Annotated in this window: 19 protein-coding genes; 16 read left to right on the top strand and 3 right to left on the bottom strand. The window is 56.8% G+C overall.

The features are described 5' to 3' along the window. Positions 1–16: 16 nt before the first annotated feature. Together fadA and topA are read left to right on the top strand one after the other, a co-directional pair. Positions 17–1,192 carry an acetyl-CoA C-acyltransferase FadA gene (gene fadA, locus EDB94_RS13450; RefSeq protein WP_062784509.1) on the top strand — a complete coding sequence of 392 codons (1,176 nt, stop codon included), beginning with the start codon at positions 17–19 and terminating at the stop codon, positions 1,190–1,192. A 272-nt stretch (positions 1,193–1,464) separates the two neighbouring features. Further along, on the top strand, positions 1,465–4,107 hold the full coding sequence (gene topA, locus EDB94_RS13445) for a type I DNA topoisomerase (RefSeq protein ID WP_108018887.1): 2,643 nt from the start codon (positions 1,465–1,467) through the stop codon (positions 4,105–4,107). A gap of 60 nt (positions 4,108–4,167) precedes the next feature. Here topA and EDB94_RS13440 read toward each other — a convergent pair whose 3' ends face one another. Beyond that, positions 4,168–5,040 carry an NAD(P)-dependent oxidoreductase gene (locus tag EDB94_RS13440; protein WP_108018888.1) on the bottom strand — a complete coding sequence of 291 codons (873 nt, stop codon included), beginning with the start codon at positions 5,038–5,040 and terminating at the stop codon, positions 4,168–4,170. A gap of 116 nt (positions 5,041–5,156) precedes the next feature. Further along, on the bottom strand, positions 5,157–6,431 hold the full coding sequence (gene gltA, locus EDB94_RS13435) for a citrate synthase (protein WP_008174375.1): 1,275 nt from the start codon (positions 6,429–6,431) through the stop codon (positions 5,157–5,159). Between the two features lie 478 nt (positions 6,432–6,909). Between gltA and sdhC the strand changes: the two genes are divergently transcribed. The 13 genes from sdhC to rluB all read left to right on the top strand — a co-directional run bounded on the left by sdhC (position 6,910) and on the right by rluB (position 22,010). Further along, a complete protein-coding gene (gene sdhC, locus EDB94_RS13430) occupies positions 6,910–7,287 on the top strand; it encodes a succinate dehydrogenase, cytochrome b556 subunit (protein ID WP_014576924.1) in 378 nt (125 codons plus the stop codon). Next, positions 7,278–7,625, top strand: coding sequence for a succinate dehydrogenase, hydrophobic membrane anchor protein (gene sdhD / locus EDB94_RS13425; protein ID WP_014576925.1), 348 nt, complete (start codon positions 7,278–7,280; stop codon positions 7,623–7,625). The genes sdhC and sdhD overlap by 10 nt, the downstream gene beginning before the upstream one ends. A gap of 3 nt (positions 7,626–7,628) precedes the next feature. Further along, positions 7,629–9,401, top strand: coding sequence for a succinate dehydrogenase flavoprotein subunit (gene sdhA / locus EDB94_RS13420; RefSeq protein WP_008174382.1), 1,773 nt, complete (start codon positions 7,629–7,631; stop codon positions 9,399–9,401). Between the two features lie 14 nt (positions 9,402–9,415). Further along, positions 9,416–10,120 carry a succinate dehydrogenase iron-sulfur subunit gene (locus EDB94_RS13415; protein WP_008174383.1) on the top strand — a complete coding sequence of 235 codons (705 nt, stop codon included), beginning with the start codon at positions 9,416–9,418 and terminating at the stop codon, positions 10,118–10,120. A gap of 312 nt (positions 10,121–10,432) precedes the next feature. Then, entirely contained in the window at positions 10,433–13,270 is a 2,838-nt protein-coding gene (locus tag EDB94_RS13410) for a 2-oxoglutarate dehydrogenase E1 component (protein ID WP_008174385.1), read from the top strand. Positions 13,271–13,295: 25 nt separating this feature from the next. Continuing rightward, the gene (gene odhB, locus EDB94_RS13405; RefSeq protein ID WP_014576927.1) at positions 13,296–14,525 is read left to right on the top strand and encodes a 2-oxoglutarate dehydrogenase complex dihydrolipoyllysine-residue succinyltransferase; all 1,230 of its coding nucleotides are present in this window, start codon (positions 13,296–13,298) and stop codon (positions 14,523–14,525) included. Between the two features lie 35 nt (positions 14,526–14,560). Beyond that, positions 14,561–16,003, top strand: a complete 1,443-nt coding sequence (gene lpdA / locus EDB94_RS13400; protein ID WP_008174390.1) for a dihydrolipoyl dehydrogenase — start codon at positions 14,561–14,563, stop codon at positions 16,001–16,003. A gap of 36 nt (positions 16,004–16,039) precedes the next feature. Continuing rightward, on the top strand, positions 16,040–17,206 hold the full coding sequence (gene sucC / locus EDB94_RS13395) for an ADP-forming succinate--CoA ligase subunit beta (protein WP_008174392.1): 1,167 nt from the start codon (positions 16,040–16,042) through the stop codon (positions 17,204–17,206). Beyond that, the gene (sucD, locus tag EDB94_RS13390) at positions 17,206–18,078 is read left to right on the top strand and encodes a succinate--CoA ligase subunit alpha (protein ID WP_008174394.1); all 873 of its coding nucleotides are present in this window, start codon (positions 17,206–17,208) and stop codon (positions 18,076–18,078) included. Before sucC ends, sucD begins: the two co-directional genes overlap by 1 nt. Positions 18,079–18,198: 120 nt before the next feature. Continuing rightward, a complete protein-coding gene (locus EDB94_RS13385) occupies positions 18,199–19,413 on the top strand; it encodes a tryptophan--tRNA ligase (RefSeq protein WP_075267709.1) in 1,215 nt (404 codons plus the stop codon). Between the two features lie 59 nt (positions 19,414–19,472). Next, on the top strand, positions 19,473–20,306 hold the full coding sequence (locus EDB94_RS13380; protein ID WP_008174399.1) for a ScpA family protein: 834 nt from the start codon (positions 19,473–19,475) through the stop codon (positions 20,304–20,306). 42 nt (positions 20,307–20,348) lie between these two features. Continuing rightward, positions 20,349–20,987, top strand: a complete 639-nt coding sequence (gene scpB, locus EDB94_RS13375; RefSeq protein ID WP_008174401.1) for an SMC-Scp complex subunit ScpB — start codon at positions 20,349–20,351, stop codon at positions 20,985–20,987. 39 nt (positions 20,988–21,026) lie between these two features. Next, entirely contained in the window at positions 21,027–22,010 is a 984-nt protein-coding gene (gene rluB / locus EDB94_RS13370) for a 23S rRNA pseudouridine(2605) synthase RluB (protein ID WP_108018889.1), read from the top strand. Positions 22,011–22,013: 3 nt separating this feature from the next. Here rluB and EDB94_RS13365 read toward each other — a convergent pair whose 3' ends face one another. Then, positions 22,014–22,940, bottom strand: coding sequence for a GGDEF domain-containing protein (locus EDB94_RS13365; RefSeq protein ID WP_014576931.1), 927 nt, complete (start codon positions 22,938–22,940; stop codon positions 22,014–22,016). Positions 22,941–23,224: 284 nt separating this feature from the next. On the opposite strand from EDB94_RS13365, the gene EDB94_RS13360 reads away from it, so the two are divergent. Further along, entirely contained in the window at positions 23,225–23,908 is a 684-nt protein-coding gene (locus tag EDB94_RS13360; protein WP_008174408.1) for a GntR family transcriptional regulator, read from the top strand.

Raw genomic sequence — 23,908 nt, 5'->3', positions numbered from 1 at the left:
GAACGGAGAAAGATCTATGAGCCTTAATCCGAGAGACGTTGTCGTCGTCGATTGCGTGCGGACTCCGATGGGTCGTGCCAAAAACGGTTGTTTCCGGAACGTGCGTGCAGAGACCCTGTCCGCCAATCTGATCGAAGCACTGTTTGAGCGCAACCCGAAGCTCGACCCGAAAGAAGTTGAAGATGTTATCTGGGGCTGTGTAAACCAGACCAAGGAGCAGGGCTTCAACGTGGCGCGTCAGATTTCCCTGCTGACCCGCATTCCCCACGAGTCTGCCGCTCAGACCGTGAACCGCCTGTGTGGCTCTGCCATGAGCGCGATTCACACTGCAGCCCAGGCCATCATGACCGGCAACGGTGATGTGTTCTTCGTGGGTGGTGTTGAGCACATGGGGCACGTACCCATGACCGAAGGCTTCGACCACAACCCGGCTGCGTCCAAGTACTCCGCAAAAGCGTCCAACATGATGGGCCTGACCGCGGAAATGCTGGCCAAGATGCACGGGATTACCCGTGAGCAGCAGGACGAGTTCGGCGCTCGGTCCCACCGTCTGGCCCATGAAGCGACCGTAGAAGGTCGTTTCAAGAACGAAATCGTGCCCATTGAAGGTCACGACGAGAACGGTTTCAAGGTGCTGATCGAGGAAGACGAGACCATTCGTCCCGAGACCACGGCCGAGTCCCTGAGCCAGCTCAAGCCGGCGTTCGATCCGAAGAACGGTACCGTAACAGCCGGTACGTCTTCCCAGCTGACCGACGGTGCGGCAGCGATGGTGCTGATGTCTGCAGAGCGTGCAGAGGCACTTGGTCTCAAGCCGATTGCCAAGATCCGCAGCATGGCCGTTGCCGGCTGTGATCCCGCGATCATGGGTTACGGCCCGGTGCCGGCCACTAAGAAAGCCCTGAAGCGCGCAGGCCTGAAAGTCGAGGATATCGACTTCTGGGAACTGAACGAGGCTTTCGCCGGCCAGTCCCTGCCTGTCCTGAAGGACCTGAAACTTCTGGGCGTTATGGAAGAAAAAGTGAACCTGAACGGCGGCGCGATTGCCCTGGGCCATCCGCTGGGCTGCTCTGGTGCACGTATCTCTACAACCCTGCTGAATGTAATGCAGGCCAAAGGCGGTAAGCTTGGTGTTTCCACCATGTGTATCGGTCTGGGCCAGGGCATTGCAACGGTCTGGGAGCGTCTGTAATCCAGCAACCGGATTGCATTTCGCGGTTTCAGAAGGCCCGGCAAATGCCGGGCCTTTCTGTTTCAGCAGGCGGGCCCAACAGGGTTCCCGAATGTGAAAAAAAGCAGGATTGAAACCAAAGAATGGGTTGTCTTGCTATTCTTGACCCTGTAAAACAGTGAGCCTATACAAAATAGCGGCGTATTTGTGTTTTCTAGCCGACTGATTTTACAGCGAGTTTACGGTTTGCTGATTTATTGACCGATTTATCGCCAAGGATACAGAACTCCGATATGGGTAAAAGTCTCGTAATTGTCGAGTCACCAGCGAAAGCGAAGACCATCAACAAGTACCTGGGCTCTGACTTCATCGTCAAATCGAGCGTCGGGCACATTCGTGATCTTCCCGTCAGTGGCAGCGGATCCCAGTCCGATCCCAAAGAGCGTGCCAAGCAGGCTGCTATCACCCGGAAGATGAGCCCTGAAGAGAAGGCGGTTCATAAAAAGCGCAAGTCCCGCGAACAGCTGGTTGCCCGGATGGGTGTCGACCCGGACCAGGACTGGAGTGCTCGTTACGAGATCCTTCCCGGCAAAGAGAAGGTGGTCAGCGAACTCAAGCGTTTGGCCAAATCAGCAGACCATATCTATCTGGCAACGGATTTGGACCGTGAAGGGGAGGCCATCGCCTGGCACCTTCAGCAGACCATTGGTGGCAAACCTGAGAAGTACCGGCGCGTGGTGTTCAACGAAATCACCAAGCGTGCGATTCAGGAAGCGTTCAAGGATCCAGGCACTCTCGACAATAACCGGGTTAACGCACAGCAGGCCCGTCGCTTCCTCGACCGGGTTGTTGGCTATATGGTGTCGCCCCTGCTTTGGGCCAAACTTGCCCGCGGCCTCTCCGCCGGCCGTGTTCAATCCGTTGCGGTGCGGCTGATAGTCGAGCGTGAGCGTGAAATCCGGAAGTTCGTTCCGGAGGAGTTCTGGCAGTTACACGCCGATCTGGCGTCTGCCAAGGCCGATCAACCGGTCCGTTTCGAGGTGACTCGCCACGAGGACAAGCCGTATCGTCCGGTCAATGAGCAGCAGAGCAGTGACCACGTCAGCCGGCTAAAGGCCGGTACGTTCAAGGTTGCCAAGCGGGAAGACAAGCCGACCCGTTCGCGGCCGTCTGCGCCGTTTATTACGTCTACGCTGCAGCAGGCTGCCAGTAACCGGATGGGGTTCAGCGTCAAGAAGACCATGATGCTGGCCCAGCGTCTTTATGAGGCCGGTTTCATTACCTACATGCGTACGGACTCCACCAACCTGAGTCAGGATGCGATCAACAGTTGCCGTGCGTATATCGAAAAGCAATTCGGCGACAAATACCGGCCGGAAAAGCCCCGTGTCTACGGCAGCAAAGAGGGCGCCCAGGAGGCGCACGAGGCCATTCGCCCAACCGAAGTCAGCCGTCGTCCGGCGGATATCAGTGGCCTTGAGAAGGATGCCGAGAAGCTCTACGACCTCATATGGCGTCAGTTTATTGCCTGCCAGATGTCCGACGCCGAATTCCTGAGTACGTCCATCGTGGTGGCCAACGGCGATTATGAACTCCGTACCCGGGGCCGGATCATCAAATTCGATGGCTTCCTGAAGGCAGCACCCCAGGCCGCTAAGAAAGACGAAGACATTGCTCTGCCTGACATTAAGGTGGATGAAGTGCTGGATCTCAAGAAACTGGATCCTACGCAGCACTTTACCAAGCCGGCGCCCAGGTACACCGAGGCCAGCCTGGTCAAGGAGCTCGAAAAGCAGGGCATTGGCCGTCCGTCGACCTACGCATCGATTATTTCCACGATTCAGGATCGCGGCTATGTGAGGCTGCAGAACCGTCGGTTCTACGCCGAGAAGATGGGCGAGATCGTTACCGAGCGCCTGTCGGAATCTTTTCCGAACCTGATGGACTTCGACTTCACCGCGAGGATGGAAGATGAGCTCGACGAGATTGCCGAGGGCGAGGTCGAGTGGAAGAAAGTCCTGAATGATTTTTACGGTCGGTTCCGGCAGCAGCTGGAAAAAGCCGAGAGTGGTGAAGACGGCGGCATGCGGGCCAACACGCCGACTGAAACGGACATTCCATGCCCGAGCTGTGGCCGGAACATGCAGATCCGGGTTGCCAGCACCGGTGTTTTCCTGGGTTGCTCTGGTTATTCCTTGCCGCCGAAAGAGCGTTGCAAGACTACCATTAACCTCGTATCCGGTGATGAGGTTGTCAGCGCCGACGATGACGTAGAGGGTGAGGGCGAAACCCGTCTGCTGCGCAAGAAACGTCGCTGCCCCAAGTGTGGCACCGCCATGGACAGCTACCTGGTGGACGAAACCCGCAAGCTGCATGTTTGCGGTAACAATCCGGATTGCTCTGGCTACGAGGTGGAAAAGGGCACCTTCCGCATCAAGGGCTACGATGGGCCGACTCTTGAGTGCGATAAGTGTGGCTCCGAGATGCAGCTTAAAACCGGGCGTTTTGGCAAGTATTTCGGATGCACCAATGCCGAGTGCAAGAATACCCGCAAGTTGCTGAAAAATGGCGAGCCCGCTCCGCCCAAAATGGATCCGGTGCCAATGCCCGAGCTCCAATGTCAGAAAGTCGATGATACTTACGTTCTCAGGGACGGTGCGTCCGGTTTATTCCTGGCTGCCAGCAAATTCCCGAAAAACCGGGAAACGCGGCCACCGCTGGTGATGGAGATTAAACCGCACCGCAAGGAGATTGATCCGAAGTACGATTACCTGATGGATGCGCCCGAGCGTGACCCCGAGGGTAATCCGACGGTGATTCGCTACAGCCGTAAGAGCAAGGAGCAGTACGTCATGTCTGAAAAGGATGGCAAGGCGACGGGCTGGTCTGCGTGGTATGTGAACGGTAAGTGGCAACCACAGGACAAGAAAAAGTAACGTCTGCTGGTTTCCGGGGTCGTGGGCTGATTGCCGTCAAACGACCCCGGATTCAATACCTTAGCGGAATTTCCTCAGTCTCTGTATGAGAGATGACGTATCCCATCGTTTGCCGCCCATCGACTGGACATCTGCATAGAATTGATCGACCAGTGCAGTCACCGGCAGAGACGCGTTCACTTTTCTCGCCTCCTCAAGGCAAATCCCGAGGTCCTTGCGCATCCAGTCAACGGCGAAGCCGTGTTCGAACTCTCCTGCAATCATGGTTCCCGAGCGGTTTTCCATTTGCCAGGATTGGGCTGCGCCTTTTGAAATCACGTCCACCACTTTCGCCACATCCAGTTCAGCCTGCTCGGCAAAGTGCAGGGCCTCTGAAAGCCCCTGGACGAGACCGGCAATCGCGATCTGGTTCACCATCTTGGTTTTCTGGCCACTGCCAGCTGGGCCCATTCGATTGAGTGCCCGCGCATAGTGCTCCATAACCGGCTCGGCTTTCGCATAGTCCTGTTCCGAGCCGCCGCACATGATGGTCAGTTTGCCGTTTTCAGCGCCTTGCTGGCCGCCGGATACAGGCGCGTCCACAAATCCCATGTTGTTTTTACTGGCAGCTTCAGCGAGATACTCGGCAATGCCGGCAGAAGCCGTGGTGTGATCGACCAGCACAGCGCCTTCAGAGGCGTTGGCGAGAATGCCTTCATCACCCTCGTAAACGGCCATAAGGTCGGTATCGGCCCCAACACAGGTCAAAACAATATCCGCGCCCCTCACGGCCTCAGCAATGGTGGTGCAGCTGGTTCCCGAGTATTCGCTTCCCCACTGCTCGGCTTTGGCATTGGTCCGGTTCCAGACCCTGACGTCGAGCCCCGCCTTCGCCAGGTGGCCGGCCATCGGGTAACCCATGACGCCCAGGCCAATAAATGCTGCTGTAGTCATCGCTTTCTCCTCTTATGTTTTTATCGGGTTAACTTAGCACATTAGGGCAGGGCAGCACGCAATAAAAAAGGCCGCTGAATCAGCGGCCTTTACGTGCTTTACCCGGCAAGTCAGACTTATTTGGCCGGATAATCCCGGGAATCCGAGCCGGTGTAGAGCTGACGCGGACGGCCGATGCGATAGTCGCCGCTTACCATTTCGTTCCAGTGCGAGAACCAGCCAATGGTGCGCGACAGAGCGAAGATAACGGTGAACATCGACGTCGGGATTCCGATTGCCTTGAGGATCAGGCCGGAATAGAAATCCACGTTGGGGTAGAGCTTGCGCTTGACGAAGTATTCGTCTTCCAACGCGATCTTCTCGAGACGCTGGGCGATCTTCAGCAGCGGGTCGTTTTCCAGGCCCAGCTCGGTCAGCACTTCGTGGGCAGTTTCAGCCATTACTTTGGCGCGCGGGTCGAAGTTCTTGTATACCCGGTGGCCGAAGCCCATCAGGCGGAACGGATCGTCTTTGTCCTTGGCCTTGGCAATGAATTTCTCGATGTTGGATTCGTCGCCGATCTCGGCCAGCATGTCCAGAACCGCTTCGTTGGCGCCGCCGTGGGCGGGTCCCCACAGAGCCGCGATGCCGGAGGCAATGCAGGCGTAGGGGTTGGCGCCGGTAGAGCCGGCGAGGCGCACCGTAGACGTTGAGGCGTTCTGTTCATGATCCGCGTGCAGGATGAAAATCTTGTCCATGGCCTTGGCCAGGATCGGGTTCGGCTTGTACTCCTCGCAAGGAACGCCAAACATCATCTGCAGGAAGTTCTCGGAGTACGAGAGGTCATTGCGCGGATAAATGAAAGGTTGACCAATGGCGTACTTGTAACACCAGGCGGCAATGGTCGGCATCTTTGCAATCAGGCGATGCGCGGTAATTTCCCGCTGCTCCTGGCTGGCAACGTCCATCTCACCGTGGTAGAAGGCGGACAGAGCGCCGACCACACCACACATGATCGCCATCGGGTGTGCATCACGACGGAAACCCTGGAAGAAGTTCCGCATCTGGTCGTGGAGCATGGTGTGGTTTTTGATGGTGTCGTGGAACTTCTGGTTTTCCTCGGCGCTCGGGAGTTCGCCGTGAAGGAGGAGGTAGCAGACTTCAAGGTAGTCAGAATGTTCGGCCAGTTGCTCAATCGGGTAGCCGCGGTGCAGGAGAACGCCGTTTGCTCCGTCGATGTAGGTAATGGCCGATTCGCAGGCTGCTGTGGATACGAATCCGGGATCGTATGTGAAAACGCCTTCCTGGACTAGGCCTCGTACGTCGATAACGTCAGGGCCGACGGTGCCTGAATAAACCGGTAGCTCAATGGACTTGTCCCCCACCGAGAGCGTGGCTTTCCTGTCGGTCATGGTGCTCTCCTATTTATCAGCTTTGACAGCTTTATCTACAGTTATAGATGCGCTAGAAGGCGCGTATTATCGCAAAACTGGCGGCAAAATATAGGGCGTTGGCTTTTTTTGTCAATGGAAGAGTCGGGAAAACCCATAATTTGACATTGGCTGTAAATCAGGGATATCCCGAATGACAACGGATTCGGGCAGGAAAAGAATTTGTCAATCCTCCTTATAGCTGGCTTAACCCCCTGAAATACGCGGCCTGAGCGACGTTGCACGTTTGTAATTGGTTAGGGTACTCCTTATAATCCCTAGCCCGGAATCGGGGATAAACCTTTTATGGCAGCTTTCTAGACAGGCGGTTGTGGAAAAGGTTTCTTCTCTTCCAAGCCAATCGTATGCCGGTTTCGTAGCGGCATGCCGATCCTTACATACCAACCATCCGCACCCGGTTTTCCGGTCCCGCGGAACTAAGAGAGAGTGTGAGAGCGCTGTGAATAGCAAACGACCAGTAAATCTCGATCTCGGCAAGTTTCATTTTCCGCTGCCAGCCATTACGTCCATATTGCACCGCATCAGCGGCATCATCCTGTTTGTTGCTGTTGCGTTCATGCTTTACGGGCTCCAGCTTTCCCTGTCCGGGGAAGAGGGCTTCAGTCGCGTAAGTGAACTGCTGGACAGCTTCCTTGCCAAGCTGATTACCTGGGGCATCTTGTCTGCTCTGTTGTACCACCTGGTTGCAGGCATCAAGCACCTGTTCATGGACATGGGCATTGGTGAAGAGCTGGAAAGCGGCCGCCTGGCATCAAAGATCACGGTTGCGGTTTCCGTCATTCTCATCCTTTTGGCAGGAGTTTGGGTATGGGCATGAACAGTGTCACGAATATCGGTCGTAACGGAATTCAGGATTGGATCATCCAGCGCGTTTCGGCCTACGTATTAGCCCTGTACACGCTGTTTTTACTCGGCTTTTTCATCTCCACCGACGTCGACTACCAAACTTGGTCTGCTCTGTTCGATCAGGCATGGGTGAAGATATTCACGCTTCTGGCTTTGTTGTCGATTGCGGGGCATGCATGGGTCGGGTTGTGGACAGTTACAACGGATTACATGAAATCCGCTGGACAACGGTTGCTGGCCCAGGCAGTGGTTATCCTCGGTGTTTTTGTGTACGTCGTCTGGGGTATTCAAATTATTTGGGGGCTTTAATCGATGGCTAATATTAAGACCATGTCCTTTGACGCAATTGTTATCGGTGGCGGCGGCTCCGGCATGCGTGCCGCGCTTCAGCTGACCGAATCCGGCGTCAATACCGCGTGTATCACCAAGGTTTTCCCCACGCGGTCTCATACGGTCTCTGCGCAGGGCGGTATTACCTGTGCTATTGCCAGTGCTGATCCGAACGACGACTGGCGCTGGCACATGTATGACACGGTAAAAGGCTCGGACTACATTGCCGACCAGGATGCCGTCGAGTACATGTGTTCTGTAGGCCCTCAGGCGGTGTTCGAGCTTGAGCACATGGGTCTTCCTTTCTCCCGTACCGAGCAGGGTCGTATCTATCAGCGTCCTTTCGGTGGTCAGTCCAAGGGCCCGGATAACCCGACTCAGGCAGCTCGTACCTGTGCAGCTGCCGACCGTACCGGTCACGCGCTTCTGCATACCCTGTATCAGGCCAACATCAAGGGCGGCACAACGTTCCTGAACGAGTGGTACGCGGTTGATCTCGTCAAGAACAGCAAGGACGAAGTCGTTGGTGTGGTCGCCATCGAAGTCGAGACCGGCGAAGTTGCTTACATCAAGTCCAAGGCAACCGTTCTGGCTACCGGTGGCGCGGGTCGTATCTACGCCTCCACAACAAACGCCCTGATCAATACGGGTGATGGTATCGGCATGGCGCTGCGCGCTGGTTTCCCGATGCAGGACATGGAGATGTGGCAGTTCCATCCGACCGGCATCTACGGTGCTGGCACGCTGGTAACCGAAGGTTGCCGGGGCGAGGGTGGTTATCTGATCAACGCCGAGGGCGAGCGTTTCATGGAGCGCTATGCGCCGAACGCGAAAGACCTGGCAGGCCGGGACGTTGTTGCCCGCGCCATGGTTATCGAGATCCTGGAAGGTCGTGGCTGTGGTCCCGACAAGGATCACGTGCTGCTGAAGCTTGATCATCTGGGCGAAGAAACCCTGAACCTGCGTTTGCCGGGCATCTGTGAGCTGTCCCGCACCTTTGCACACGTTGATCCGGTGAAAGAGCCGATCCCGGTTGTTCCGACCTGTCACTACATGATGGGCGGTATTCCGACCAACGTTGGTGGCCAGGCGCTGACCCAGGACGAAAATGGCAAGGACAAGCCGATCCCCGGGCTGTTCGCCTGTGGTGAAGCAGCCTGTGTATCGGTACACGGTGCCAACCGTCTGGGTGGTAACTCTCTGCTGGATCTGGTGGTCTTCGGTCGCGCAGCGGGTCTGCACATCGAGGAGCAGCTTCGTGGCGGCTTTGAAGTGGACGGTGCCAGCGAAGACGACATCAAACGCGCGATGGCGCGGCTTGACCGCCTGAACAACGCCTCCGAAGGCGAGAGTGTTGCGGAAGTTCGGAAAGATCTCCAGAACTGTATGCAGTTGTACTTCGGTGTATTCCGTGACGGCAAGAGCATGGAAGAGGGTCTCAAGAAGCTGGAAGCCATTGGTGAGCGCGTTCGCAACACCAAGCTGGCTGATACCAGCAACGCCTTTAACACTGCTCGTATCGAGGCGCTCGAACTGGACAACCTTTATGAGGTTGCCCTGTCCACAGCGATTTCCGCGTTCGAGCGTAAGGAAAGCCGTGGTGCCCACGCCAGGAACGATTTCACCGAGCGTGATGACGAGAACTGGCTCAAGCACTCCATGTACTTCCCGCTGGAAAAGCGTGTGGGCAAGCGTGATGTGAACTTTGCACCGAAGACGGTGGACAAGTTCGAGCCGAAGGTCCGGACTTACTAAGGGGGATTCCGAAAATGTTAGTAAGCCTTTATCGTTATAACCCGGAGACCGACAACGCGCCTTATATGCAGGACGTGGATGTCGAAATTCCGGAAGGCAAGGATCTCATGGTTCTTGACGTGCTGAACCTGGTCAAAGAGCGGGATCCTTCAATGGCCTATCGCCGTTCCTGTCGGGAGGGCGTTTGTGGCTCCGACGGCATGAACATGAACGGCAAGAACGGGCTGGCCTGTATCACGCCTGTTTCCCAGGTGGTGAAGGGCGATAAGCTGGTTCTGCGCCCGCTGCCGGGCCTGCCGGTTATTCGTGATCTGGTTGTAGATATGAGTCTTTTCTATAAGCAGTACGAAAAGGTCATGCCGTACCTGATTAACGACAAGCCTGCGCCTGCGATCGAGCGGCTGCAGTCTCCGGAAGACCGCCAGAAGCTGGACGGCCTGTACGAGTGTATTCTCTGTGCCTGCTGCTCCACGTCCTGCCCGTCGTTCTGGTGGAACCCTGACAAGTTTATAGGTCCTGCCGGCCTGCTTCAGGCCTACCGTTTCCTGGCTGACAGCCGGGATACAGCCCAGGAAGAGCGACTTGCCAACCTTGATGACCCGTTCAGCGTATTCCGTTGCCGGGGCATCATGAACTGTGTAAGTGTCTGCCCGAAAGGCCTGAACCCCACAAGGGCTATCGGCCACATTCGGAATCTTCTGCTGCAAAGGGCTACTTAAGCAGCAGGATTTGCGACAGACGCTATACTGTTCTGATCAGGTTAGTACCCGGAAGGCCTCGCAAGTTTGCGGGGCCTTCAACCAAAGGCTTATAGTCAAAGGTCTTACCCGGGTGCACACTACGCAAGCCGTGGCGGGAACTTATAAAGTTTTCTCCCTGTTTTGCTGAGTATAAAAACCACCGGGGAATGGAAAACATCCATGTCGGGTGTGGTGGCCAAAGTCGATCCCGTAAAAACCCGTATTGACTGAGAAATACCCCTGGCCGACCATATCGGGCTCCCCGCACCAGCCCAAGGTGAGCTATTCAAGATGCACGAAAGCATAATGGAGCAGTTATGGCAGACTTCCCACCTCCAGGGTGGAAATCTCGCCTATGTTGAACAGCTTTTTGAAACCTACCTGACAGACCCCAACGCCGTTCCTGAAGAGTGGCGCAGCTATTTCGACAAGCTTCCCAGTGTCGATGGCTACAAGGGCCGTGACATTGTCCACTCTTCCATCCGCGAACAGTTTGAACACATTTCCCGCAATCAGCGCTTTCTTGCCAGCGGCGGCGTTCCCGCAAGCGCCACGTCTGATGCGGACAAAAAGCAGATTCGTGTTCTCCAGCTGATTAACGCCTATCGCTTCCGCGGTCATCAGGAAGCGAAGCTGGACCCGCTCGGTGTATGGCAGCGTCCCCGGGTCGAAGACCTCGATCCCGAATTTCATGAGCTATCCGACTCTGACAGGGATCTCGAATTCCAGACCGGCTCCCTGAACCTTGGCTCCGAGACCATGAAGCTCGGAGACATTGTCGATGGCCTGCGCCAGACCTATTGCGAAAGCATCGGTGCCGAATACATGCACGTGGTGGATACCCGCATCAAGCGTTGGTTCCAGCAGCGCATGGAGCCGGTTCGTTCACGCCCGGCCTACGAAGATAACACCCGTAAGCATATCCTTGAGCGCCTGACGGCCGCCGAAGGCCTCGAGAAGTACCTGGGGTCCCGCTACCCCGGCGTAAAACGGTTCGGTCTGGAGGGTGGCGAGAGTCTGATCCCCTGTCTGGACGAGCTGATTCAGCGTGCCGGCTCCTATGGTGCCAAGGAAATCGTCCTGGGTATGGCTCACCGTGGCCGCCTCAACGTTCTGGTAAACACCCTGGGCAAAAATCCGCGGGAGCTTTTCGACGAATTCGAGGGCAAGAAGCTCGCAGATTCTGGCTCCGGTGATGTGAAGTACCACCAGGGCTTCTCATCCAACGTGATGACGCCGGGTGGCGAAGTTCACCTGGCAATGGCGTTTAACCCGTCACACCTTGAAATCGTTTCTCCGGTTGTTGAGGGCTCTGTCCGGGCTCGTCAAACCCGCCGTAACGACAATGAGGGCACCAAGGTCGTTCCGATTATCATGCACGGCGACGCAGCATTCGCCGGTCAGGGCGTGGTGATGGAAACTTTCCAGATGTCCCAGACCCGCGGCTTCGGCGTTGGTGGCACCATTCATATCGTGATCAACAACCAGGTTGGTTTCACCACCAGCAAGCAGGAAGATGCGCGATCCACGGAATACTGTACCGACGTTGCCAAGATGATCCAGGCGCCGATTCTGCATGTGAATGCGGATGACCCTGAAGCGGTCATGTTCGTGACACAGATGGCCATGGATTATCGCAATGAATTCAAGAACGACGTTGTGATCGACCTGGTCTGCTATCGTCGTCGCGGTCACAACGAAGCGGACGAGCCGGCAGCAACCCAGCCGGTCATGTACGAGAAAATCCGCAAGCTCAAGACCACCCGCAACCTGTACGTGGATCAATTGGTGGAAGCCGGTGTTATCACCGAGGAAGAAGCCAAGCAGATGGAGAACGACTACCGTGACGCCCTGGATAATGGCGAGCACGTGGTCAAGTCCCTGGTCAAAGAGCCCAACAAAGAGCTCTACGTTGACTGGACTCCTTACCTCGGCCACGAGTGGACAGCCAAGTGCAAGTCCAGCGTTGCGCTGAAGACGATCCAGAAGCTGGGCAAGAAACTGACCTCGGTCCCTGAAGGTTTCAGTATCCAGCGTCAGGTCTCCAAGATTGTTTCCGACCGCGAAAAAATGACCGCCGGCGCCCTGCCTATCAACTGGGGCTACGGTGAAGTCATGGCGTACGCGACGCTGTTGGACGAAGGTCACCCAATCCGTCTTACGGGGCAGGATATTGGCCGTGGCACGTTCTCTCACCGCCATGCCGTCCTTCACAACCAGAAAGATGGATCGACCCATATTGCTCTGGCGGAATTGTCGGAAGATCAGCCCAAGTTCGAAATTTACGACTCGCTGCTGTCGGAAGAAGCCGTAATGGCGTTCGAGTACGGCTACGCCACTACCGCGCCTGATGGCCTTGTGGTCTGGGAAGCGCAGTTCGGCGATTTTGCCAATGGTGCCCAGGTTGTAATCGATCAGTTCCTGACCAGCGGTGAGCACAAGTGGGGACGCCTTTGTGGTCTGACCCTGTTGCTGCCCCATGGTTACGAAGGGCAAGGGCCGGAGCACAGCTCGGCGCGCCTTGAGCGTTTCCTGCAACTGAGTGCAGAGCATAATATCCAGGTTTGCGTGCCCACCACGCCTTCCCAGGTATTCCACATGCTGCGGCGCCAGGTAAAACGCCCGTTACGCAAGCCGTTGGTAGCCATTACGCCCAAGAGCCTGCTGCGGCACAAGGAAGCGACGTCTGATCTTGATGATCTGACCAGCGGTACTTTCAAGACGGTGCTGCCCGAGAAAGAACCGTCCGATCCGAAGAAGGTCACCCGTCTGATCCTGTGCTCAGGCAAGGTGTATTTCGATCTGCTTGAAAAGAAGAAGTCGGACGAGCGTGATGACGTGGCCATTGTCCGGATCGAACAGCTGTATCCTTTCCCCGGAGACGATCTTGACGAGCTCTTGAGCGAGTACTCCAAGCTCAAGCACGTCGTCTGGTGTCAGGAAGAGCCGATGAACCAGGGTGCCTGGTACTGCAGCCAGCATCACATGCGTAATGCGCTGCACCGCCTGAACCCCAAGCTGTACCTTCAGTATGCCGGTCGTGACGCTTCGGCTGCTCCTGCCTGTGGCCATATGTCGGTCCACATTGAAGAGCAGAAGAAACTGGTTAACGACGCGTTTGAAATTTGACGAGCTACCGAACTAAGGATCTGTAATGTCAACTGAGATTAAAGCCCCCGTTTTCCCGGAGTCGGTCGCGGAAGGTACTGTCGCGACCTGGCACAAACAGCCGGGTGAAGCCTGCTCCCGTGACGAGCTGATTGTCGATATCGAGACCGACAAGGTTGTTCTTGAGGTTGTTGCGCCTGCTGACGGCGTGATTGAAGAAATCATCAAGAACGAAGGCGATACCGTTGAAAGTGGTGAGGTAGTCGGCAAGTTCAAGGAAGGCGCCAAGGGCGAATCCAAGCCTGCCGAGGGTAAGAAAGAAGAAAGCAAGGAAGAGGCTCCGAAGGAAGAAGCCAAGAGTGAGGCATCTTCCGGCGAAGCCATCCTGAGCCCGGCGGCCCGAAAGCTGGCTGAGGAAAATAACGTCGATCCGAACAGCATCAAGGGTACCGGTAAAGATGGCCGCGTAACCAAGGAAGACGTTCAGAACCACGTAGACAGCGCCAAGTCCTCCGGCGGTGCTGCCGCACCCCAGCCTGCGGCTGGTATGCCGGAAGTCAACGTCAGCCAGGGCGAACGTCCCGAGAAGCGCGTACCGATGACCCGCCTGCGTGCGAGCATCGCCAAGCGTCTGGTTAATGCCCAGCAGAGCGCAGCCATGCTTACCACCTTTAACGAGGTGAACATGGGCCCGATCATGGAGATGCGCAAGCAGTACCAGGACAGCTTTGTGAAGCGTCACGGTATCAAGCTTGGCTTCATGTCGTTCTTTACCAAGGCTGCCACCGAAGCCCTGAAGCGCTTCCCGGCGGTGAACGCGTCCATCGATGGTAACGACATGGTGTATCACGGTTACCAGGACATCGGCGTGGCGGTTTCCACCGATCGCGGCCTGGTGGTTCCTGTTCTGCGTGATTCCGACGCCATGGGTCTGGCCGACATCGAGAAGAAGATCGTCGAGTACGGCACCAAGGCGAAAGAAGGCAAACTGGCCATTGAAGATATGACCGGCGGTACCTTCACAATTACCAACGGCGGTATCTTCGGTTCGCTGATTTCCACACCGATCCTGAACCCGCCTCAGACAGCCATCCTGGGCATGCACAAGATCCAGGAGCGTCCGATGGCCGTGAACGGCAAGGTGGAAATTCAGCCGATGATGTACCTGGCGCTTTCTTACGACCACAGAATGATTGATGGTAAGGAAGCGGTGCAGTTCCTCGTTGCCATCAAGGAAATGCTTGAAGACCCGGCACGTATTCTGCTGGACGTCTGAGCCGACATTTAACGAATCGGAAACGGGATAAAAGTATGTCTGATAAGTACGACGTCATTGTCATTGGTGCAGGCCCCGGGGGCTACGTAGCTGCCATCAAAGCGGCACAGCTTGGTCTCAAGACCGCGTGTGTCGAATCCTGGACTTCAGAAGACGGTAAGGCACAGGTGCTCGGTGGTACCTGCCTGAACGTTGGTTGCATCCCCTCCAAGGCGCTGCTGGAGATTTCCCACAAGTTTGAGGAATCCAGCCACGATTTCGAGATGCAGGGCATCATCGCCAAGGATGTCAAAATGGACATCGGCAAGATGATGGAGCGCAAGAGCGGCATCGTTAAGCAGCTGACCGGCGGTATCGCAGGCCTGTTCAAGTCCAACGGCGTGACTTCCATCCATGGCCACGGCAAATTGCTGGCCAACCGTAAGGTGGAAGTAACCGACAAGGACGGCAAGTCGAAGACCTACGAAGCCGAAAACATCATTCTGGCCACCGGTTCCAAGCCGATCCAGATTCCGCCCGCGCCTTTCGACGGCGAATACATCGTGGATTCCGAGGGTGCCCTCGAGTTCACCGAGGTGCCGAAGCGCCTAGGTGTGATTGGTGCCGGCGTTATCGGCCTGGAACTCGGCAGTGTCTGGGCCCGCCTGGGCGCCGAAGTCACCGTTCTGGAAGCCCAGGACACCTTCCTGCCGGCCGTTGACCAGCAGGTAGCAAAAGATGCCCTGAAACAGTTCCAGAAGCAGGGACTGAACATCGTCATGGGTGCGCGTATGACTGGCGCGGAAGTAAAGCGCAAGCTGGTGAACGTGAACTACGAGGATTCCAAGGGCAAGCACGAAGCCAAGTTCGACAAGCTGATCGTGGCTGTTGGTCGTCGACCCTACACCGACAACCTGTTGTCGGAAGATTCCGGCGTCCAGATGGATGAGCGCGGCTTCATCTTTGTTGATGACAACTGTAAAACCGAAGCCCCGGGTGTCTGGGCGATCGGTGACGTGGTTCGTGGACCCATGCTGGCCCACAAGGCGTCTGAAGAAGGCATCATGGTTGCGGAGCGTATTGCCGGGCACAAGCCTCAGGTGAACTACGACTGCATCCCGAACGTTGTCTACACCTTCCCGGAAGTTGCCTGGGTTGGCAAAACCGAAGAGCAGATGAAGGCAGAAGGTGAAGAGTACAACGTAGGTACCTTCCCGTTTGCGGCCAACGGTCGTGCAATGGCTGCAAACTCGGCGTCCGGTCTGGTCAAGATCATTGCTGACGCAAAAACTGACCGCATTGTCGGTTTCCATGTAGTTGGTCCCCAGGCCTCTGAAATCGTTGCCCAGGGCGTAATCGCCATGGAATTCGGTTCCAGCGCCGAAGATCTGGCCCTGACCTGTTTTGCACATCCGACTCTGTCCGAGTCCGTGCATGAAGCAGCTCTGGCCGTCGGTGGTGGCGCGATCCACATCGCCAACCGCCGCAAGAAGAAGTAACGCAAACCAGGAATTTTTTAATTCGGGACATTAACTATGAATTTGCATGAATATCAGGGCAAACAGCTTTTCGCTGAATATGGCCTGCCAGTATCCAAGGGCATTGCCTGTGATACTCCGAAGGAAGCTGTAGACGCAGCTGGTGAAATCGGCGGTGATGCATGGGTTGTGAAAGCCCAGGTTCACGCAGGTGGCCGTGGTAAGGCTGGCGGTGTAAAGCTGGTCAAGAGCAAAGAAGAGATCCGTGAGTTTGCCGAGAAGTGGCTGGGCCAGAACCTGGTAACCTACCAGACAGATGAAAACGGCCAGCCGGTGAGCAAGATCCTGGTTGAATCCCTCACCGACATCGACCAGGAGCTTTACCTGGGCGCGGTTGTTGACCGTGGCACTCGCCGCATCGTGTTCATGGCCTCCACCGAAGGTGGTGTTGAGATCGAGAAGGTTGCCGAGGAAACGCCCGAGAAGATCCTGAAAGCCGAAATCGACCCGCTGGTTGGCGCTCAGCCGTACCAGGGCCGCGAGCTCGCGTTCAAACTGGGCCTGGAAGGCAAGCAGATCGGTCAGTTCACCAAGATCTTCGTTGGTCTGGCCAAGCTGTTCGAAGAGTGCGATCTGGCACTGGTAGAAATCAACCCGCTGGTTATTACCCCGGCTGGTGATCTGCACTGCCTGGACGCCAAAGTCGGCGTCGACGGCAACGCACTATACCGCCAGAAAAAGATCCACGAGATGCACGATCCCTCCCAGGAAGATTCCCGGGAAGCGGAAGCGGCCAAGTGGGAGCTCAACTACGTGGCCCTGGAAGGCAACATCGGCTGCATGGTCAACGGTGCCGGCCTGGCCATGGGTACCATGGACATCATCAAGCTGTCCGGCGGCCAGCCTGCCAACTTCCTGGACGTTGGCGGCGGTGCAACCAAGGAGCGTGTTTCCGAGGCATTCAAGATCATCCTGTCTGACTCCAATGTGAAGGCGGTTCTGGTCAACATCTTCGGTGGTATCGTTCGCTGCGACATGATTGCAGAGGGCATCATCGGTGCCGTGAAGGAAGTCGGCGTCAAGGTTCCTGTTGTGGTTCGCCTTGAAGGCAACAACGCGGAGAAGGGTACTCAGGTACTCGCCGAGAGCGGTCTGAACATCATTGCCGCTACCAGTCTGTCGAATGCGGCAGAGCAAGTTGTTAAAGCCGCAGGGGGTAAATAATGAGCATCCTGATTAACAAAGACACCAAGGTTATCTGTCAGGGCTTTACCGGCGCACAGGGCACCTTCCACTCAGAGCAGGCGATCGCCTACGGCACCAAGATGGTTGGTGGCGTCAGCCCCGGCAAGGGCGGTACCGAGCATCTGGGTCTGCCGGTGTTCAACACCGTGCGTGACGCCGTTGAAGCAACCGGCGCTGAAGCGACCGTTATCTACGTACCTGCGCCGTTCTGTAAGGACGCCATCATCGAAGCGGCGGATGCCGGCATTCAGCTGATCGTATGTATCACTGAAGGTATCCCGACTATCGATATGCTGTACGCCAAAGAATACGTGGATCGCAAAGGCGTTCGCATGATTGGTCCGAACTGCCCGGGTGTTATCACTCCGGACGAGTGCAAGATCGGCATCATGCCTGGCCACATCCACAAGAAGGGCAAGGTTGGCATCGTGTCCCGTTCAGGCACCCTGACTTACGAAGCGGTCAAGCAGACCACTGACTTCGGCTACGGTCAGTCCACCTGTATCGGTATCGGTGGTGACCCGATCCCGGGCTCCAACTTCATCGACATTCTGGCCCTGCTCGAGAAAGATCCCGAGACAGAAGCCATTGTGATGATTGGCGAGATCGGCGGTACCGCCGAGGAAGAAGCTGCGGCCTACATCAAGCAGAACGTCTCCAAGCCGGTGGTTTCCTACATCGCTGGTGTTACTGCGCCTCCGGGCAAGCGCATGGGCCATGCGGGCGCCATCATCTCCGGTGGCAAGGGTACAGCGGACGATAAGTTTGCCGCCCTGGAAGACGCTGGTGTTCGCACCGTACGCAGTCTGGCCGAGATCGGTCAGGCCCTGAAGGAAGTCACTGGCTGGTAAGCTGGCCTTCTTTCAGTAAAAACCCCCGTTTCTGCCCTGCAGAGCGGGGGTTTTTTATTTATAATGCCGGGTCGCCTGAACTATGATGGCGGTTCCAATACCAAATAAGGAGTTCGTGCTTTGAGTTCTGTAGATTCCCAGCAAAGGGTTTTGTCCGGCATGCGTCCGACCGGCAAGCTTCACCTTGGCCACTACCACGGTGTGCTGAAAAACTGGGTTAAACTCCAGCATGAATTCGAATGTTTTTTCTTTGTGGCGGACTGGCACGCGCTCACCACCAACTACGATGACCCCTCCGGCATTGAACAAAGCGTCTGGGATATGGTCATTGATTGGCTGGCGGCCGGTGTGAACCCGGGCTCGTCCACGATGTTTATCCAGTCGCAGGTGCCCGAGCACGCCGAACTGCATCTGCTGCTCTCGATGATCACGCCACTCGGGTGGCTGGAACGCGTGCCGACGTTCAAGGATCAGCAGGAGAAGCTGCGGGAGAAGGATCTGGCGACTTACGGGTTCCTGGGTTACCCGCTGCTTCAGAGTGCAGATATTCTGGTTTACCGGGCAGGAAAAGTGCCTGTTGGTGCAGATCAGGTTTCCCACGTTGAAATCACCCGGGAAATCGCGCGCCGGTTCAACCACATCTATGGTCGCGAGCCAGGGTTTGAAGAGCAGGCGGAAGGTGCCATCGTGAAGATGGGCAAGAAAAACGCCAAGCTCTATCGCAATCTCAAGAGGCGTTACCAGGAAGAGGGCGACATGGACGCCCTGGAAACGGCCCGTGCTCTGTTGAAAGAACAACAGAATATCTCCCTGGGCGATCGTGAGCGTCTTTACGGCTACATTGAAGGTGGCGGCAAGGTGATTCTGCCGGAGCCCCAACCGCTGCTGACGCCGGAATCCAAGTTGCCGGGGCTGGATGGGCAGAAAATGTCCAAGTCCTACAACAACTATATCGGTCTGCGGGAAGAGCCGGACAGCGTAGCCCAGAAGGTTCGCACCATGCAGACCGACCCCCAACGGGTCCGGCGCACCGATGCGGGTGAGCCCGAAAAGTGCCCGGTGTGGGGAATGCACAAGATCTATTCTGACGCCGACACTCAGGAGTGGGTGCAGACCGGTTGTCGCAGTGCCGGCATCGGTTGCCTGGACTGCAAGAAGCCGTTGATTGACGCGATTGTCGAGGAGCAGCGTCCGCTCCACGAACGCGCGCGGGAGTATGAGGGCAATCCGGATCTGGTTCATTCCATTCTCCAGGAAGGTCGCGAGCACGCCCGCGACGCCGCCCGCGACACCCTGGAGGAAGTCCGGGCCGCCATGGGGCTTCATTACCGTTGAATCCGCAGGAGTCGGTGCCACGTGCATACAGCCAGTGCGCCGACCCGGAGTGAAAGGTTATGACTGAAGAATCCACCGATCAGGCCACGCCCGAAGCCCAGGACGCTGCACCGGAGCAGTCGCCCCTGGCGCGGGTGTCCGGCAAGCCGGTGGTGGATCTTCCCAAGGATTTGTACATTCCGCCGGACGCCCTTGCCGTCTTCCTTGAGGCGTTCGAAGGGCCGCTGGATCTTCTGCTGTATCTCATCCGTCGCCAGAACATGAACATTCTGGACATCGACGTCAGCGAAATTACCCGGCAATACATGGATTACATCGGTGCCGTGGAGGCCATGCGGTTCGAGCTGGCTGCGGAGTACCTGGTGATGGCCGCCACATTGGCGGAGATCAAATCGAGGATGCTGTTGCCTCGACAGGAAAGCGACGATGAGGAAGAGGTTGATCCCCGGGCAGAACTGATTCGCCGGCTTCAGCAATACGAGCGGTTCAAGCAGGCAGCCGAGGACATTGATGAATTACCACGCCTGGAACGCGATACCTTTGCCGCCTCCGCCGCGCTGCCGAAGATGCCCTCCAGTCAGCCCCATCCGGATGTAGACTTGCGGGAAATGCTGCTGGCTCTGCAAGGCGTGCTTCAGCGGGCAGACCTGTTTACCAGTCACCATGTTGAACGGGAAAGGCTTTCGACCCGGGAGCGCATGTCCGCAATCCTGTCGGTGCTTCAGGACGATCATTTTGTGACATTCGAAAGCCTGTTTACGATTGAAGAGGGCCGGCTCGGCGTCGTGGTGACCTTCCTGGCCACGCTTGAGCTGGTCAAAGAGCAGCTGATCGAGGTTGTCCAGGCCGAGGTCCTGGGCCCGATTCATGTTCGAGCCAGGGCAGCCAGCTAGGGCCTCCCGACGTTCAAAGCACGGAGATACGGATCAGACACCATGAACGAAGAACACCTGCTGAGAATACAGGCGATTGCCGAAGCGGCCCTGCTGGCGGCGGGCAAACCCTTGTCTCTCGACCAGCTCCGGGACCTGTTCAGTGAAGAGGAGCGCCCCGCACGCCAGGTAATGGAACATGTCATGGTACTTCTGGAAGCGGCCTGCGAAGGGCGCGGTTTTGAATTGAAGAAGGTTGCCAGCGGCTACCGTATTCAGGTACGCGAAGAATTCGCGCCCTGGGTAGGGCGTTTGTTTGAGGAAAAGCCCCAGCGATATTCCCGGGCGTTGCTTGAAACCCTGGCATTGATCGCCTACCGGCAGCCCATCACCCGGGGTGAAATCGAGGATATTCGGGGTGTTACGGTAAGCAGCAATATCATTCGCACTCTGCTTGAGCGAGAGTGGGTTCGCGTCGTTGGGCATCGGGATGTTCCCGGCCGTCCGGCCATGTATGCGACTACGAAACAGTTTCTGGACTACTTTAACCTCACGGGCCTGGATCAGATGCCGCCCCTGAATGAAGTCCGCGATCTTGAAGAGATCGGCCGGGAAATTGAAAAGAACATGCAGGCGGAGATCGAGTTCGAATCAACGACTGCCGAGAACGACGACGAATCTTCGAGCCAGACACTTCACTGACGCCATTCGGGTGTCAGTCAGATACTAAGGATTGATTTCATGGCGGCAGAACGCCCCAACAAACCAGCCAGACCAGCCAAGGACAACGCGAGCCAGGGTGGGCCAGAGCGTATTCAGAAATTGCTCGCCCGCGCGGGCATCGGTTCGCGCCGGGAAATTGAAGGCTGGATGGAAGCCGGCCGCCTGCTGGTCAACGGGCAACCTGTGGCGCCCGGGCAAAAAGCGACTGTTGAGGATCGCTTCGAACTCGACGGCAAGCGACTTGAAGTGTCCGGTGCGGCGGAAGTGATGCGCCGGGTACTGATTTATAACAAGCCGGAGGGTGAGGTTACCACTCGAAAGGATCCTGAGGGGCGGCCGACGGTGTTTGATCGTTTGCCACGTCTCAAGGAGCACCGGTGGATTTCCATCGGACGGCTGGATATCAATACCACGGGTCTGGTGCTATTCACCACAGACGGCGAGTTGGCGAATCGCCTGATGCACCCGTCCAACCAGATTGATCGGGAATACGCGGTACGGATCTTCGGGGAAGTGGACGATGCGATGATCGAGCGCCTGCTTCAGGGCGTTCTCCTGGAAGATGGCATGGCCAAGTTCACCGATATCTCTCCGGCCGGCGGTAGCGGTATAAATCGCTGGTTCCACGTGACCTTGCTGGAAGGGCGCAATCGGGAAGTTCGTCGTCTTTGGGAATCCCAGGGTGTTCGCGTCAGTCGGCTGAAGCGCGTGCGCTACGGGCCGATCTTCCTGCCGAGCAGGCTGACTGTAGGAAAATGGGAAGAGCTGGATCAGCGGGCAGTAGACACCCTGAGTCGCACGGTTGGTCTCGAATCGGTTGAAATTCCTCAGAAAACACCAAATGAGAAAGCGGCCCACGACCGCCAGAGGCGGAAAAGCCCTGGCCGGTCCGGTAAGAAAACCCCCGGCAACAAATGGGCTGTCAGCGACACCAAACCTGCCAAACCAGCCGGGCGTGCTCCCCGGCCAGAGAGAGCCCGAAGCAAGACGCCCCGGGGCTGATCGTTACGAAATGGTGGCAAACACCCGGGTGCAGTTACGGCCCTGGTGTTTGGCACGATAGAGTGCCTCGTCCGCCCTTGCCAGCCAGGCCTGGGGCGCCTCCTTGGGCAGGAAAGTGGCAACACCACAACTCGTTGTGACCTTCAGCTCCTTCTCTCCGCCATCAACCCGGATAGCGGCAATCGCTTCGCGAACGCGCTCTGCTACATCCCTCGCATCCTGCTCCGAGGTATGCGGGAGCAGGATAGCAAACTCCTCGCCGCCAAAGCGGTAGACTGAATCCGAGGTTCGGATCGACTTCTCGATCTCGCACGCGGCCAATTGCAGAAGATGGTCGCCAACCACATGGCCGTGAGTGTCGTTCACCGTCTTGAAGTGGTCCAGATCGCAGAGGACGAGCGAGTAGGGCTCGCCATGACGCTCTGATAACAGGCTGGAGCGCTGCAGAGCATCGTCCAGGGCGCGTTTGTTGGGTATGCCGGTCAGGGAATCTGTCAGGGATGCCTGCTCAATGGCCACGTACTGGCAGGCGTTGCGAATCGGGCAGATCGCCGCACTCAGAACCATCTCTACGCCTTCCAGCTCCTGTTCCGAGAACCTCTGCCGACGTTGCAGTACCAGGGTCCCATAATTGACACCTTCAAGGCTCAGCCGGTACTCGCAGCGGTGTGGGCCCCCCATGCCTGTGGCATAGACGAAATCCTGTTTACCGATCCGGTGGCGGTAGTTGAGCGCACTGAAAGGAACAATGGCGACCAGCTCTTCGGCCAGGATCGCCAGCTGCTGTTCCAGCGACAGGGTGGTGGACAGCCGGCGCGTCAGCCTGGTGAGTACATCCGGCGTGTTGTTCCAGTCCTTGTGTGCCTGACGCAGCGCAGCCAGTTTCTGGGGCTGGGAAGGAGACTGATGGATCGACGGTATGTTTTTCACTACGGTTCACTCTGTCGCAGAAGTTTACAGTGCTTTGCGTGTGCAAAGCAGAAACCGTGCCCAGTCATCAAAAACGAACAAAAACAGCGAGTAACGAGGCTAACATCACTTGGTTTCTGATTTTTCGGCTGTCGTTCCTGATTCGCCGTCAAAAAACCGGCAGTGATTTGCCGCGATGTTCCTGAGCTGTGCAAAATGTCAGACAAGGGGTGGGGCTATAGATTCCCTGTGGTAAACTTCTGCGTTTGAAATCGTGCCGTCTTCAGGAATGAGTGACCAACTTTATGAGGTTTCAGGCCCCGGAAAGTCTGTCTGAACAAATTGCCCAGCATCTGGGGCAACGAATCATCACGCGAGATCTCAAGCCCGGCGAACGCATTCAGGAATTGAAGGTGTCGGGAGAACTGAATGTCAGCCGTGGCTCCGTTCGGGAAGCACTGCTCATTCTGGAGCGCCGCCATCTGATTGAGATTTTCCCCCGGCGGGGTGCGGTGGTCTCCAGCCTGACGCCAGAAAGCGTCAACAGCCTCTACGACATCTATATCGACCTCCTCTGCATGCTGGGGCGCAAGGTACTTGAGCGCTGGTCCGGCAGGGAGCTTGGCGGTGTCATGGGTCAGGTCCGTGAATTGCAGGCAGTCATTGATGCCCTGAACGCCACCAGTGCCGACGCCGCCGAGCAGGTTATTGATGCGGGTTTCGGGGTTATGCGTTACGCCTACGGCCTGGTTGAGAACCCGTTTCTGGAGGAAACCCTCGAGAATTTTCGGCCGGCCATCAGCCGCACCTATTTTGTGGCGCTGGAACACTTCCGGGAAGAAATCGGTGAAACCGCCACCTTCTTTCGGCAGCTGGCGGATGCCGCCGTCAACGACGACACTGAGCGGCTGCAAGCCGTTATCCAGGCCTTTGGGGAGCACCAGCGGCAGCAGGTGTTGACGATCCTCCGGCAGGAAGCGAGCGCCTGA

It is taken from the genome of Marinobacter sp. 3-2 (assembly GCF_003751355.1).
GTDB classification, from domain to species: Bacteria; Pseudomonadota; Gammaproteobacteria; order Pseudomonadales; family Oleiphilaceae; genus Marinobacter; species Marinobacter adhaerens.
This window is presented reverse-complemented; position numbering and strand designations above follow the sequence as displayed.